This is a genomic window from Ohtaekwangia kribbensis (genome assembly GCF_042676245.1).
Taxonomy (GTDB): Bacteria; Bacteroidota; Bacteroidia; order Cytophagales; family Cyclobacteriaceae; genus Ohtaekwangia; species Ohtaekwangia kribbensis.
In genome coordinates, this window is record NZ_JBHTKA010000001.1 from 2317125 (window position 1) to 2332071 (window position 14947).

General features: G+C 44.6%; 13 protein-coding genes. 4 read left to right on the top strand and 9 right to left on the bottom strand.

The window, feature by feature from the left end; all coding sequences use genetic code 11:
• Positions 1 to 104: 104 nt before the first annotated feature.
• Positions 105 to 851, top strand: coding sequence for a copper homeostasis protein CutC (locus ACFQ21_RS09355; protein WP_377578088.1), 747 nt, complete (start codon positions 105 to 107; stop codon positions 849 to 851).
• Between the two features lie 232 nt (positions 852 to 1083).
• Here ACFQ21_RS09355 and ACFQ21_RS09360 read toward each other — a convergent pair whose 3' ends face one another.
• Positions 1084 to 4077, bottom strand: coding sequence for a TonB-dependent receptor domain-containing protein (locus tag ACFQ21_RS09360; RefSeq protein WP_377578091.1), 2994 nt, complete (start codon positions 4075 to 4077; stop codon positions 1084 to 1086).
• Positions 4078 to 4432: 355 nt separating this feature from the next.
• Between ACFQ21_RS09360 and ACFQ21_RS09365 the strand changes: the two genes are divergently transcribed.
• Positions 4433 to 5398 carry a sensor histidine kinase gene (locus tag ACFQ21_RS09365; RefSeq protein ID WP_377578094.1) on the top strand — a complete coding sequence of 322 codons (966 nt, stop codon included), beginning with the start codon at positions 4433 to 4435 and terminating at the stop codon, positions 5396 to 5398.
• Positions 5395 to 6123, top strand: a complete 729-nt coding sequence (locus ACFQ21_RS09370) for a LytR/AlgR family response regulator transcription factor (RefSeq protein ID WP_377578097.1) — start codon at positions 5395 to 5397, stop codon at positions 6121 to 6123. The genes ACFQ21_RS09365 and ACFQ21_RS09370 overlap by 4 nt, the downstream gene beginning before the upstream one ends.
• A 115-nt stretch (positions 6124 to 6238) precedes the next feature.
• Here ACFQ21_RS09370 and ACFQ21_RS09375 read toward each other — a convergent pair whose 3' ends face one another.
• From ACFQ21_RS09375 to ACFQ21_RS09395, 5 genes are read right to left on the bottom strand one after another with little or no spacing between them, the layout of a single operon-like run.
• Entirely contained in the window at positions 6239 to 6787 is a 549-nt protein-coding gene (locus ACFQ21_RS09375) for a carboxymuconolactone decarboxylase family protein (protein WP_377578100.1), read from the bottom strand.
• Positions 6787 to 7338, bottom strand: coding sequence for a carboxymuconolactone decarboxylase family protein (locus ACFQ21_RS09380; RefSeq protein ID WP_377578103.1), 552 nt, complete (start codon positions 7336 to 7338; stop codon positions 6787 to 6789). The genes ACFQ21_RS09375 and ACFQ21_RS09380 overlap by 1 nt, the downstream gene beginning before the upstream one ends.
• A gap of 15 nt (positions 7339 to 7353) precedes the next feature.
• Entirely contained in the window at positions 7354 to 8619 is a 1266-nt protein-coding gene (locus ACFQ21_RS09385; protein ID WP_377578106.1) for an MFS transporter, read from the bottom strand.
• On the bottom strand, positions 8616 to 11387 hold the full coding sequence (locus ACFQ21_RS09390) for a TonB-dependent receptor (RefSeq protein ID WP_377578108.1): 2772 nt from the start codon (positions 11385 to 11387) through the stop codon (positions 8616 to 8618). Before ACFQ21_RS09390 ends, ACFQ21_RS09385 begins: the two co-directional genes overlap by 4 nt.
• Positions 11388 to 11427: 40 nt before the next feature.
• Entirely contained in the window at positions 11428 to 11991 is a 564-nt protein-coding gene (locus ACFQ21_RS09395; RefSeq protein WP_377578111.1) for a carboxymuconolactone decarboxylase family protein, read from the bottom strand.
• On the opposite strand from ACFQ21_RS09395, the gene ACFQ21_RS09400 reads away from it, so the two are divergent.
• On the top strand, positions 11985 to 12161 hold the full coding sequence (locus ACFQ21_RS09400; RefSeq protein ID WP_377578114.1) for a hypothetical protein: 177 nt from the start codon (positions 11985 to 11987) through the stop codon (positions 12159 to 12161). The two genes, ACFQ21_RS09395 and ACFQ21_RS09400, sit on opposite strands and share 7 nt — an antisense overlap.
• Positions 12162 to 12167: 6 nt before the next feature.
• Here the strand turns inward: ACFQ21_RS09400 and ACFQ21_RS09405 are convergent, their stop codons facing one another.
• The 3 genes from ACFQ21_RS09405 to ACFQ21_RS09415 form a co-directional block, all read right to left on the bottom strand.
• The gene (locus ACFQ21_RS09405) at positions 12168 to 12716 is read right to left on the bottom strand and encodes a hypothetical protein (RefSeq protein ID WP_377578117.1); all 549 of its coding nucleotides are present in this window, start codon (positions 12714 to 12716) and stop codon (positions 12168 to 12170) included.
• Positions 12717 to 12999: 283 nt separating this feature from the next.
• A complete protein-coding gene (gene recN, locus ACFQ21_RS09410) occupies positions 13000 to 14652 on the bottom strand; it encodes a DNA repair protein RecN (protein WP_377578120.1) in 1653 nt (550 codons plus the stop codon).
• Positions 14652 to 14876: a hypothetical protein gene (locus tag ACFQ21_RS09415; RefSeq protein WP_377578123.1), complete on the bottom strand. Its 225-nt coding sequence runs from the start codon at positions 14874 to 14876 to the stop codon at positions 14652 to 14654. Before ACFQ21_RS09415 ends, recN begins: the two co-directional genes overlap by 1 nt.
• Positions 14877 to 14947 lie beyond the last annotated feature (71 nt).

The following is a 14947-nucleotide window of genomic DNA, read 5'->3' on the forward strand; positions in this document are numbered from 1 at the left end:
ATACGGAAGCACACAGACACACTTTTAATAATTCTTTGAAAGTGCGTACAGATTATATTGTTTCGCTTGAATTATCAGATATTTGACGTTATAACATTTACTCTATGACTATCGAGATTGTCGTTTACAACATCACGTCTGCACGCAAGGCGCAGGAAGGTGGAGCAGATCGTATTGAACTTTGTGATAACCCCGGTGAAGGAGGAACAACGCCTTCGTATGGTGTTATTGAAACCGTGCGTCAACACGTGACCATGGATGTATTTGTGATGATCCGCCCGCGGGGTGGTGACTTTCATTACGACAGCTATGAGTTTCATGCGATGAAGCGTGATATATCGATGTGTCAGAAGTTAAGTGTGGATGGTGTTGTACTCGGTATACTTAACCCGGATGGGACACTGGATAAGAAGCGTTGCAAGGAACTGATCGAAAAAGCACGTCCGTTGAAAGTTACCTGCCATCGTGCATTTGATATGACGCGCGATCCGTTCGAAGCACTCGAAGATTGTATTGAAGTGGGCTTCGATCGCATCCTTACCTCAGGCCACCAGACACATGCCGTAAAAGGTGTTGACCTGATTGCTGAACTGATCAAGCGTGCTAATGGAAGAATTGCTATTATGCCGGGCTCTGGTGTAAATGAGAATACTGTAGAAGAAATTGTATCGAAGACAGGCGCGAAAGAAATACATTTCTCAGCAACAGCTTTCGATAACAGTGCGATGGTATACCGGAATGAAAAGATAGCGGGTATGGGCTCGGATGAAGGTGCTGAGTTCAAGCTGCGCACGGTGGATCCGGAGCGTGTGCGGAAGATGCGGTCGCTCGCAGAAGCGGTGACGCGTTAACCGTCAATCGTAACTGATATATAGATTACGGTGAACTACTACGATTTTATACACTATAGCGTTTTATAAAATCCAATTGCACAGAGATCGCAAAGGAGACTCAGCGGACACAAAGGGGATTTTGGTACGGATAATGATTCACCATTAACGGATAACAACACTCCCCCCTGGTAATAAAAAAGAGAGGCAGTGCCTCTCTTTTTTATTATACTATATATAGCGATCGATGCAACTACTGCGCTGCGCGTTTGGCGTTGATCGGGAACGTACCGAACTGACCTACGGTCATATTACCGGTGAGGGCATCGCCTGTGATGATTGCTTTTACGCTGATCAGCATCTGGTTGCCGCCCATATTTACTTCGTAGCTGAAGGTTAATTCATTACCATTCAGTTTAACATCCGAAAGTTTATTCTCGCTGTTGAAGCGGTTATTCTTAATGGTACCTCCATATACATCACCTTCTTTTGTAATGTTAAGTGAACCAGCTCCGCCTTGTGGCGACTCGATTGTATAGTCCCATTTACCGGTTGCATTTACTACGGCAGCAGGATCAGCCGGAGGTGTATTTACAGGTTTGCTTACTGCGCCTTGTCCTGCACCACCCTGACGGAAGTTACCACCACCGCCACCGGCAGCTTGTCCACCACCAGCGTCAGCACCACCGCCTCCGCCACCATCACCTTCTTTCAGGTCATCGTTGCTGATTGATTTTCTACGTTTCGGTTTAGCGTCCATGCTCATCTTACCAATACGGTAGCTGAAGTTAACACGGAAGCTCATGTTGTGAAGTTCCGTTAACGTGTTACGTTGCACCAGTGGCGAGTTCAGTTCACCTTTGATCTTGAATGCTGTTGTAAAGAAGTTCTCAGCACCAAAGCCAATGCTTCCTTTTTTATTGTTCAGGTCTTTCTTCAAACCAAGACTATATATACCGAATCCTCCTTGTGTACCCTGTAGCTGCACTTGACGACCACGATAAAATCCGAAGAATTGAAAGCCCCAGCCTTTGTTCAGGTTATAACTTCCAAACATTCTGTAGGAAGCAACCCATCCTTCATTGCTTGCGCGATACTGACGATTCGGATCATCCGGATTATTCGGATCAACCGGAATGTTGTTATCAAGCATCGAGTAGTATAGATCGGTACCACCGTTCAGGGAAAGTTTACCCAGGCTTACGTTGGCAAATATATTCACACCTACTGCGTCTTCCTGTCCTATGTTGTCATAGGTAGTAACAACACGCTGTAAGCCACTTGAAGTTTCTTCTACCGTACGCACATCCTGTATCGCATTATTGGTATTGCGCCAGAAGGCAGCGAAGTTCAACGATGTACCTTTAATAAAGGTGCTATACCCTACTTCGTAGTTGTTGGTATATTCCGGATCGAGTGATGGATTACCAATGGAAACATCGTACGGGTTTTGTGCCTGGATGTTCGGGTTCAGGTATCGTATGGACGGACGCTGAATTCTGCGGTTATAGGCTGCCTTGATCGTCTTACCGTTCGCAAGCTTCTTCGATATATTTACACTTGGCACCAACGCACCGTAGGAAGGTATCTCTATATTATCCTCTGTCTGTGTATAGGCATCAATGGTGGTATACTCATAGCGTGTACCGGCTTTAATGCTATAGTTTGTTTTGGTAGTATAGGTATACGATAAGTAACCGCCTACAACATTCTGATTATAGTTCAGGTTATTGGACAATGATGAACTGGTGGAAGGCACATAATTACCATCGCCATCTTCATCGGTAAAGTATGTATACTCACTGAACACTTTACGCATAATATCTTTTGCACCGAACTCGAGCATCTGGTTTGTTCCGATCGGGGTCTGGTAATCAACCTGGAATGTCATTTCCTGGTTATAGCTGTCGTTGTCGTTTCGTATACCGCTGAATGCGTCCACACCATTTACCTGGCGGATCAGGTTTTCAAAATTATTCTCACGGTTGTTGCGGCTATAGCTTCCGAGGAAACTCAATTCACGCTGTGGCTTTTCATAAAGGTGCGTGAAGCTCAGGTTTACATCTACGTTGTTGGAAAGATCTTCCGATAACGTATTTCGGAGACTGCTTTCCACAGCGTTATCCGGATCGTTGATGAGTGTATCGATCATGGTGTACAAATCATTCTGGCGATTTTTACCATTGCGTGCTCCGAAACGAACCGAAGCCGCCATATAGTTTTTATCGTTGATGTCGTAATCCCAACCAAAATTATAATTACCGAATAGACCGCTGTTACGTGTATCAGCACGTTGCATGTTATAGGTAGGCTCTGTATCGTTCAGAGATGACTTGGTATACTGATCACTGGAGAATTTACCCGTTACATTATAGTTTGCACGACCCCATCCGCCAAGCGAGAAGCCCATCTTGCCTCTTCTGTAGTTACCGTTCAAACCAAGGTTCGATCCGCGCAAGCCGACACCAGCATCGATGTTCAGCGTAAGTCCTTCGAGTGTATTCTTTTTGGTAACGATGTTGATGATACCGGCTGATCCTTCTGCATCATATTTAGCGGAAGGCGATGTGATCACTTCCACTGATTTAATCTGGTCGGCCGGAATCTGCTTTAATGCATCCGCTATACTGGATGCCATAATGGTTGACGGTTTATTATTGATGAGCACGCGTACGTTCTGACTTCCGCGCATGGATACGTTACCATCCAGGTCAACCGAAAGCATCGGTACTCTTTTCAATACATCGGTAGCATCACCACCGCGTGCCGTCTGATCGTTCTCGGCATTATATACCGTGCGATCCACACGTTCTTCAATCAATGCCTTCTGTCCTTCCACAACAACTTCGTTCAGCACTTTGGCACCGGTGCTGAGCTTCACGATACCAACATTTACTTCGTCCTTTTTATCCGGAACGGAAATACTTTTTATAGTCTGTGTCTCATACCCGATGAACGAAATCACCAGGTTGTATGTACCGGCTGCTACTTTGGTGATGGTAAATTTACCTTTGTCGTCACACACGGTACCATCAAGCGGTTTTTCAGAATCAACAGGTGTAAGCGCTACGGTTGCAAATTCTACCGGCTTTTGAGTTTCTGCATCCAACACCACCCCGGTGATCTTGCTGCTGCCGGCATCCTTCGCTGCGGGCGAATTGGCACCGGCACTCCCTCCGCTTTGTCCTTGCGCAAAGCCCGCAACACTGCCCGTAACAAAAACCAAAAGAGATAATAGTTTTCTCATAGTATATTTAAGAAGAGTAATAAGTTTTCCTGAAAAAAAGGGTTTAACGCCTGCTTATGGGTAAAGTCAACGGCAAAGAAAATTCATTGTTGACGACAGATGATGCTTTTTATACAATCAGGCATTTAGGTTCGACATTCCGGCCACATTTTCGACCGTGCCGAAAGGTACGGACAACCCCGCGGATCGGTCGATAAAATTCCGCTAACGGTAGAAAATCAGTGAGAATAGCGCTTCCCCTGCGCACTAAAAATTAAATTTACCGGTATTGCCGTTTATCATGCAGACCTTCATTCAACGTAACCGGGTATTACTACTCCACATTTCCTTCTGGTGTGTTTACCTGTCCTTTTTCGTGTACCAGATCACATCTTACCGTAAGCGCGAAATCGACATAACCGAAGTGGTGCTGCATGCCACGATGAACGGGGTTTTCAACATGATCGTGGCCTATATGAACTACTTCATTTTTTTGCCGCGATTCCTGGAAAAGAAAAAGATTGGACAATACCTGCTGGAGTTCTCCATTCCCTTTGCCATTCTGATGTTCTTTCGTGTTCACCTGCAACGTTATGTGATTGATGGTTATACGCACCAGGTGCACTTCTTTTATACTACTACATTTATAGTGCAGGCAGCGGCTACCAGTTTGTTCATTGTAATTTTTGTTGCCATGCTGCGGTTTGCCAAAGAGTGGTTTGAATTTGAAGCGAAGAAAAAAGAAGTAGAAAACGAAAGACTACAGGCAGAGCTCAATTTTCTGAAAGCGCAAATCAATCCACACTTTCTTTTTAATACACTCAACAATCTATACTACCTGGCGTATTCACAATCGCCCAACACTACCGAAGTGATAGCAAAGCTTTCGCAGATGATGCGGTATATGATATACGATACCAACCACCCGAAAGTGTTGCTTAGTAAAGAGATTGAGTATATGCAGAACTATATCAGCCTGGAACGCTTACGCCTCAGCAACCAGATACCAATTGAATTTACCATACAAGGCAACGTACAGGATATACGCATTACACCGCTCATCTTTATCACCTTTCTCGAGAATGCCTTTAAGCATGGGGTGAGTGGTAACAATACCGAAGCATGGGTAAAGGCGAATATTGTTATACAAGGCAATACCTGCACCTATAAAGTTGAGAACAGTAAGCACAACACCGTTAAAACCGATGCTGCGGGGAAGTCGGGTATTGGATTGCAAAATGTTCAGCGTAGATTAGCTTTAAGTTATCCGGAGCGCCACACACTGACTATACAGGAAACTCCGGAGCGCTACTCAGTGGAACTGAAACTTGTTTTATCGTGAGCATCTCGTGTTTAATTGTTGATGACGAACCCCTGGCACGCAGTCTCCTGACAGACTATGTAAAGAAAGTGCCATACCTGAATTTACTGGACGCTACTTCGAATCCCCTGGCAGCCATCGAGATTCTGCGAAACACCCCGGTAGATTTACTCTTCCTCGATATACAAATGCCGGAGATCACCGGTATATCTTTACTAAAAGCGTTACAGAAAAAGCCGCTGGTAATATTAACTACAGCTTACTCGGAGTATGCGCTGGAAGGATATGAGCTCGATGTGATCGACTACCTGCTGAAGCCGATTACGTTCGAGCGTTTTCTTCGCGCTGTTGAAAAAGTAAATCAACGGTTAACGGCCCCGACACTGTCACCTGCAGCACCTAAAAGTTTACCGGATGCGAATGTCCAACCTTTTGTATTTGTAAAAGATGGAACCAAGCTGGTAAAGCTTCGCTGGGATGATATACTATATGTAGAGGGATTGAAAGATTATGTAACGATCCATACCCGCACTCAAAAAATTGTTACGCTGCAACGTCTCAAATCGCTGGAGGAGCAATTACCACCGGATAAATTCATTCGCATTCATCACTCCTATATTGTAGCCGTAGATGCGATCGATGTAATTCACAAAGGCGAGGTTCAGATTGGTACCGTTAACATTCCGGTAAGCGATACCTATAGAAAAGCCTTCAAGGATTTCACTGACAAAAACCAAATGCTGTAGATTATTGCCTCCCGATAGTTATCGGGACAGAAAAAATGCCGGTATATATATCCGGCATTTTATTTTTCTGTATTTAGTCTTCGTAGATCTGCGTCTTCTGCGGGAAAACATTTTTTCAGCTATGCGGATCGTAGTTAGCATAACCCTCCACAGCTCTGCGCGGAGCGCGTTCTATATAGAAGTTACGATCGCGGGGCGCCCAGGTATTGAGACCGTCAACGTAACGATTGAACATGCAGAATGATGCTGCAATTAATACCGTATCGTGAATCTCCCGATCGGTTGCTCCGAGTTGTCTCGCCTTCTCAACCTGCTCGCTGGTAACATGCTTCCCTCCTTTCTGAACGCTGGCCGCTATTGCCAGTAAAGCTTTCAATTTGTCAGACAGATCAGACGCTAAATAATCTTTCTTAATTCCATCTATATAGTTCATATCGCACTGCATATAGTGTTGAGCCAGGCCACCATGCGCATTCTGACAAAAGAAACAATCGTTGAGATAGGACACATACGTTGCAATCAACTCGCGATCACCGCGCGACAGTGTATTATCACTTCGCAGCAGCACTTCAGCAAGATCATTCAACGGTTTGGCTGTCTCCGGACGAAATGCCATCGGGCCACGGATGCCGGGAAGTTCATCGGGTAATTCTATATAGGCCATTATACTTTCGCAGGTTGAGGTAATACATATCCCAGGGTTGTCATGCGCTTGCCCATCTCTGCGTATGCAGCCGGATCGACAGGTGTATAACTATTCAATCCATCTACATAGCGATTGAACATCGAGAACGTTGCAGCAATCAGCACCGTATCATGTATATCACGATCGGTAGCGCCTTGTTCACGCGCTGCTGCTATATCTGCTTCGGTTACGGCTTTACCGCTTTGCTGTACTTTGCCGGCAATGTTGAGTAATGCTTTTAGTTTTTCACTAACAGGAGCTGTGTCAACTTCCTGAATCACGCAGTCCACAACATATCGCCCTTCGCCATATAGTTCGCGTGCTGCAGCAGCATGACTGCTCATACAGAACATACAATTGTTACGCGATGATACATGTGTAGCTATTAATTCGCGATCGGCCTGCGAGAGCGGTGAATCCCCTCTCAACAGAACCTGCGCCAACTCATACAAATATTTCCCTGTCTCCGGACGAAACATGACCAGGCTGCGAATGCCGGGGACACCTTCTGGTACTGTTATATATGCCATTGTAATTTTACTTTTTTAAGATTGTAATTGTGATTCATGTTGAAGTGATCGGTCGCTGGTAAAGACCAGTGTAAGGAAGCCTATCAAAAAGACAATGGAGAAGGTAAAGATCGCATTACCATATCCATGAAGTGTGGTAACAAGCGTACCGACAAAGAATACAGCGGCTGCTGTTACGAGTCTCCCGATATTAAAACAAAAACCGGTTGCTGTCGCACGCACGGCCGTAGGGAAGAGCTGCGGTATATAATTAGACAGCAATCCCTGGCTGATACCAAAGAACAAGGCTAGCCCGGCAGTTTCAATATATACTATAGATGAAAAAGTAGTATTAAACTTGAACAGCAATACCGACATAATCATACATCCGCCAAAACACAGAATCATCGCTTTGCGTACACCCAGTGCGTTGGATATCCACCCAGAGAAAAAGCCACCGGTAAGTCCACCGGCTCCGAGCAACATCATGGTGAGTCCGCGTTCAGTTTGTCCATCACTGTTGGTGAGTAAACTTTGCACCCAGGTAGGCAGCCATGAAAATATAGCCCAAAGTCCGATGAGCATGGAACCAAAAATAACCGAGCCTTTCCACAAGTTGCTGCGATGATCGCGCTGCAGTGAAACTATACTTTTAACAGATGATTCATTACGTGCATTCCTCCATAACTCCGATTCTTTTACGATTATAAACGCCACTACCGCAAGTACCAGTGGCAGTATGCCCATTCGGAACCCTGATCGCCAGTCGGAAACTATATAATTTACCAGGCCGGCAGAAAAAACACCTATAGGAAAACCAATTGAGACAATTCCGATCACGATAGCGCGCGAACGTTGTGGCCATATTTCAGAGAGTAGCGTTGTTGAGATAACGAGTACACCACCTACACCAAAACCCGATAGAAGTCTGCAGGCTACTACAAACTCCCACGAAGGCGCGAATGAAATCAGTAAGGTAAAAAGCCCGAAGCAGCCTACGGATAACACGAGCGATCGCGACCGACCGATTTTATCACTGATGATACCCCAGGTTATACCACCAAACGCCCAGCCTACTATATATAGGGCGTTAATATAGGCACTTATATCATTGAGTTGCTGGTCATCGTTGGTAAGCGCGAACGACTTAACCACCGTTGGCAGGTAAACAGACATCAACGTTGATACGGTACCCCCGAGTATATTACTCAGTAGGCACACCGCAAATGTTAACCAGCAGTACACAGCAATGCGCTGCGGCACCGCGGGTGTAATGGTTGTAAATTCAAGATTATTGCTCATGGATGAAACAGTTCATCGAAGGTTACACTTACATAATAAATTCCACCAATCGTAGGCGAACCATAAGCCTGGTATATATGATAGTTGAACAGATTGTTAGCACCAACTTTCACAATACTTTTCAGTGATGGCACTTTATAACTTACCTGTGCATCTACCAGTGAGTATGCTTTGATACGACCTGGACGCATTTCATTAAATGATCCATACCAGTCAAATGAATGCTGCCAGCGCCATGCGAGGTTGAATCCTATATTTTTAAATACTTCGCTGTTACCTACCGTTACGGTTGTTCTGTACTTAGGCGTATTGAAGGCCGGTACATTGTTGGGGTTCGCATCCTTAATATCGAACGATGCCCACGTACCGTTTGCAGCTACCGTATACCCTTTTGGCAGCATATAAGTAATACCGAGTGTAGCACCTTGTGCAGATACTTTATCGGAAGCATTGGTATATAACTGGAATGCATGTGCGTTGCTATTCAGTATATCCTGTGCAGCAGCAGGATTTACAGTACCATCCCCTCCCATAACATCTGATTGCGGACGGATAACCACTGTATTCAATATAAAATCAGTATAGCTGCTATAGTAGTAGTTTGCATCGATCAATACTTTTTCGCCTATCAAACTTTTATAGCCAATCTCGAATGTCTTGATGCGCTCCGGCTTTATATACGCCACATTTGATTTAACGAGTTTATCCTTATGCTGCATAACAGCTTCCTGCGGTGGCGTTCCGCTGGCAACGGCTGCACCAAACGCAGCACCGAAAGCACTTACCGATGCAGACGTAAAGGAGTTCTCATATACATTCATACCGGTGCTGTTATCCGGCACGCCTCCTAAAATGGTTATCGGGCCTGCATTGAGTTTTATATACTGATCTACCGGAGTAGGATTTCTGAACCCTGTCTGGAATGATGTTCTGAAGTTATGGCTCTTGGCAACGGTAGCAACTACGGATGCACGCGGTGTCATTCTTCCTTTAAAGTTCTGGTTCTTATCGTAGCGATTTGAGACCGTCAGTTTCAGATTATCATTTAGCAACTTCTTACTGACTTGTACAAAGGCTCCGCCTTCATTAATGGTAATCTCCTGGTCTTTATCATCGAACAAGGTTCCATTGGTAAACATATCGTACCGTCTGAAGTTACCACCTACCTGTACTTCGAATATTTTTATGAGACTACTAAAATCATACTGACCTTCGGCATGGTAGAATTTGCTATTACTGAAAACACCGGCACCGTTGAGTCCATCGATATTTACCAGTCGTTCTTTTTCAGTTTCAAAAGCAGCGGAGCCGGGTATATATCTTCCTTCATCGGCAAAGGTTCTGGCAGCACCGTGGTTTCCGGCTGTAACACCGTTAACATTACCGTTAAACGCTGCGGTATAGCGCGTGAACCACATAGCATCGGCCTGGTCTGGCGATACTATATTTCCGTTGAGATCGCGCACCCACGTGCGGTTTATCTGTTGCCCTAAAGCTCTTGCGTTGTACGAGTCGTGTGAGTTTTCAATCACACTATAGGCGCGCAGAAAATATTGTTTACCCCGTAACTCCAAGCGATGTTGCTGCAGCACGAAGTTATTCAGCGAAAAGCGGTTGCTGCCGGTATACGATGCTTTACCACGGCCGATATTGTACTGGTATAACACTTCCATGTTATCGTGAATACGGTAATGAAGCGATGCATTCAGCTTAAGGCTGTTCACATCATAGTCCATCAGTTCTTTTTCTTCATAACCTGTACGCGATACACGTCCTATACCATTGATGGTTCGTACCACTTCATCACCATATATATTCAAGGCATTTCGCGAAGGGTTGTTGGCACCTCGTTGTTCCGGTGAGGTCTGCGGATCTACATCGGTATAATTGGTAGCATACCAGTCGAGTCCACTGAAATAAGAAGCATTGATCTTGAACGCAAAACGATTGTTGAATGCTTTGGCATAGCGTAACGAAAAATCATAGAGTGCATGCGGGTCTGCGTACTCTTCTTTGATGTGATTGACACCGGTCTTTACCTGTGCACTTATACCCTGATACAGAAATGGATCTTTGGTGCGCATCATCAACACACCGTTAAACGCTACCGGCCCATAGAGTGCTGATGCAGATCCTGGTATCAGTTCTACACTCTCCAGATCGAGGTCAGACGAACCAAAAAGATTACCAACGGCAAAGTTCAATCCGGGGGTCTGGTTATCTACACCATCTACCAATTGAAGAAAGCGTGCATTACCCGTGCTATTGAAGCCGCGCGTGTTGATTTGCTTATAGGTAAGTCCGCTCGTTACCATTTCAACACCTTTCAGATTCTGAAGACCATCGTAAAAACTGATGGAAGGCGTCTCACGCACAGCTTTCAAATCAAGCTTCTCTATACTCACAGGCGACTGCAGTATATTTTCCTCCACGCGCGAAGCGGAAAACACTACTTCATTCATCAGTTCACTCTTCGGAAGAAGTTTTATCGCAATCTTCTCTTCAGATGAAACCTGTACCTCCTGGTTTTCATATCCTATACTAGAGATCGATAATGTAAAGGGAGGTTTGACACCGGTGGTCAATTCAAAATTTCCTTGAGCATCACTCATGGTTCCGGTAAGTTTACCTTTGATAACGATGGTAGCTCCGGGTACAGGTTCATTGGTTTCCGGATCAGTAACAGTACCCGTGATCTTTGAAGTCTGCGCATACACAGCAGCACTCCACAACAGGAGTATATTTATATAGAGTATTATTTTTTTCATAGGGAGTCAGGTCGAGGATTTCAGGATTTTAGGATTTTAACTATTTCTTTTTCAGATGATCGTACCCTTGTGGCAGGCGGGTATAGCCATGGTTCACGATGCGCTCGGCAAGCCCTTCATAAAACTCGGGAGCGTGTGGGGTTACCGTTGCAAGACCGTCTACATAGCGATTATAGAGACAGAAGAGAGCCGCAATCAGAACGGTATCGTGAATTTCGATGTCAGTTGCCCCTGCACCTTTTGCTCTGTCTACCGCCTGGGCCGTAACGTTCTTGCCGCTTTGCTGTACTTGCTTGGCAATTGTCAGCAATGCTTTCATCTTTTCACTAACAGGTGCTGATTCTATATCTCGCTTTACCTGTTCAGCAACAGAAGCGTCTTCGTACAACAGGTCGGCTGCTGCTGTATGTGCCGATGTACAGAAACGACAATTGTTGTTATGCGAAACGATGGTGGCAATAAGCTCCCGTTCGCCTTCGGTCAGGGTTGATGGTCCGCGGAGTAAAACCTGTGTAAGGTTACGAATAGGTTCAGCGGAATCTTTACGATACTCGAGCAAGCCGGTAATGCCCGGCAAATGCTCCTCTACTGGAATGTATGGCATTTGTATTTTGGGTTATATATAGCAGCAGATGTTACCACGCAACAAGCACAGAACGTCTTACTACATTGATTAAAAAAGGAGGTACCGAAAAATCACCATCGCTGCTGGTGATTATAAAAAATACAGGCTATAGCATACAGATGTATACTATATATCGTATTGATGATTGATGAAGATTAGCCTTGGAAAAATTTCGGTGGTGGAGAAAGAACAGCCCGTGACAAATTCAGCAGGCTATCGGTATACGAGATGTATACTTTATAAGAAATAGGATTGCGGTCGGTGGTAATTTCAACGAACGCAATTTCTTCGAAGTCTTTAACAAAACCACCCAGTACTTTTATGTTTCCGGCTGAAGGTGTATCATTCGAAATCTTCATGAAGTCAGACATGGTTGTCTGAAGATGTTTTTCCTGGTGATCTTTAATACACACAACGTAGAGGGTATCCGCCTTCATCTTCTGTTTCACAAGCTTGTAGAATTCTCCCTTGTATTGAAACGATCCGTTGATGCGCTCGAAATCGGCATTACCTGAATTTAGCTGGTACGGAAGTGAAAGCGGGATTTTAAGGGTAATGGATTCGTATGAAGTATAATTATCAGCATCCAGTTTCTGGAGCATAATGGACTCGTAGTGGTTTCGGGCATACCAATATATACCATAATAGCCTATTACATTAAATGTAAAGACGAGCAGGAGCAATATGGCGGCAGCTCTTCGCACAGGGTTTGGGTAATCATAGATAGCAAAAAAAAGTGACAATTGATACTGCCGGGGTAACGAATTTGACGACAGAACTGGCGCAGGAAGTATTTCCCGCAGAGGACACAGATATACGCAGATAAAAATGCACTGGCATATACCCACGGCGTTGTTTCTTTCACAAACAACTGATAAAATCATATCTCACAGAGAGTTTACAACAACAAAAAAAGGAATGCTCGGTATAACATTCCTTTCAGTAAAATAGTGTACGTAAATCTGTGTCCTCTGCGGAAAATAGAATTTATACAGTTAGTAGCTCCTGCGCGTTTTGAAGCGCTATTTTGGATGGGTTTTCGCCTCCTATCATTTTGGCAATTTCCTGTATGCGCTCTTCTTTCTTTAACTCGCGGATGTTACTCATTGTCTTCGCTGCGGAGTTATCCTTATATACGAAGTAATGTGCATCGCCTTTGGCTGCTACCTGTGGCAAGTGACTGATGGTAATTAACTGGTGTGTCTTCGACATGGACTTCATGAGGTTTCCAAGTTTAATGGCTACCTCTCCGGATATACCGCTGTCAATTTCATCGAGGATTAATGTAGGCATCGCGGTCTTTTCGGCCATTACATATTTGATGCAAAACATGAGTCGCGAAAATTCACCACCCGATGCTACCTGTGCCAGCGGTCGCGGTGCTATACCTTTGTTGGCACTGAAGAGTATATCTATTTTATCGATACCGGTTGATGTCGGCTCTGTCGGCTGTACATCAATCTGCAAGGTAGCATTGAGTATACCTACCTCCTGCAATAACTTTACCAGTTGATTGCTCAGGGGCTTCAAGGTCTTCTTGCGAGTATCGCTGATCTTGGCCGCTAATGTTCTTACTTTTTTGTCGGCAGTATCAAAAGCATTTTTTGCTTTGCTCAATGCTTCGTCTACATTCGAAGTTATACTATCCTTTTCGCGCAGGTTTTCCTGGATTACCAGTAACTCTTTCAAATCTGCTGCACGATGTTTTTTCAGCAGGCGATATAATACGCTGAGACGTTCTTTTACAAACTCGGAACGTTCCGGATCAAACTCGATCCGTTCCTCCTCATTTTCTATCTCGCCCAGCAAATCATCAAGCTCAATCAACACACTATCGAGACGCTGAAAGAGACCGCTATATTTATCAGCGTACGATGAGACACTTTGCAAATGACTGCGCGCTTCACTCAGACTGCTGCGCGATGCATACTCTGAGCGCGACAATAATTCAAGCACCGTCTGGAAGCGATTTTTAATTTCTTCCGCATGCTCCATGATTTTTATTTCCGACTCGAGCGTTGACTGTTCATTTTCCTCGAAGTTCGCTTTTGTCAGTTCATCCAGTTGAAAACGAATATAGTCTGCTTCCTGCCGCAGTGTTTCTGCTTCGGAGGTAAGTGTCTCATATTCTTTTTTTGCCTTGAGATATTCACTCCATACTTCGGCATACTGCTCGAGCAGTAATTGATTTTCTGCGTAGGCATCAATCAACTTCAATTGAAACGATTGGTTGCCCAACAGCAATGTTTCGTGTTGTGAATGTATATCCATCAACAGACTGCCTACACGCTTCATTACTTCGAGTGTAACGGGTGTATCATTAATAAAGGCGCGCGATTTCCCTCCCGGACTAATCTCTCTGCGAATTACGGTGTTGTCATCATAATCAAGATCTTCGGATTTGAAAAACGATTTGAGTTTATAGTCTTTGATATTGAAGACTCCTTCGGTAACACATTTCTCGTTTTCGTCCCACAGTACTTTCGTCTCAGCACGGTTTCCCATCAACAAACCAATGGCTCCGAGCATAATGGATTTACCCGCCCCGGTTTCGCCGGTAACCACGTTGAGGTGTGCCGATGGCTCCAGCTCGAGGTGGCGGATCAATGCATAATTTTTTATGGTAAGATGCTTTAACATCAGGCGTTCGTGTCAAAATAAACTTCAGCAATTTTATCAAATGTGCACGAAACATCCTTCATCCGCATATTCTTTAAAATGATTTTTGAATCATCTGCTTTCATCAGCACGCCTACCATGGTCGTCTGGTCGGTTAACACCACGTTAATAGTTTTCCCAACGAACTCATGCATGCGTTTCTGAATCAGTGCTGCATCATTCAGACGAAGTTGTCGTGTACCCATGGAGGTAAAGTTAATCCTTATTGGTTATCCGTGAATCGTTATGGGTTACACGTTAATCGTTAATCACGAAT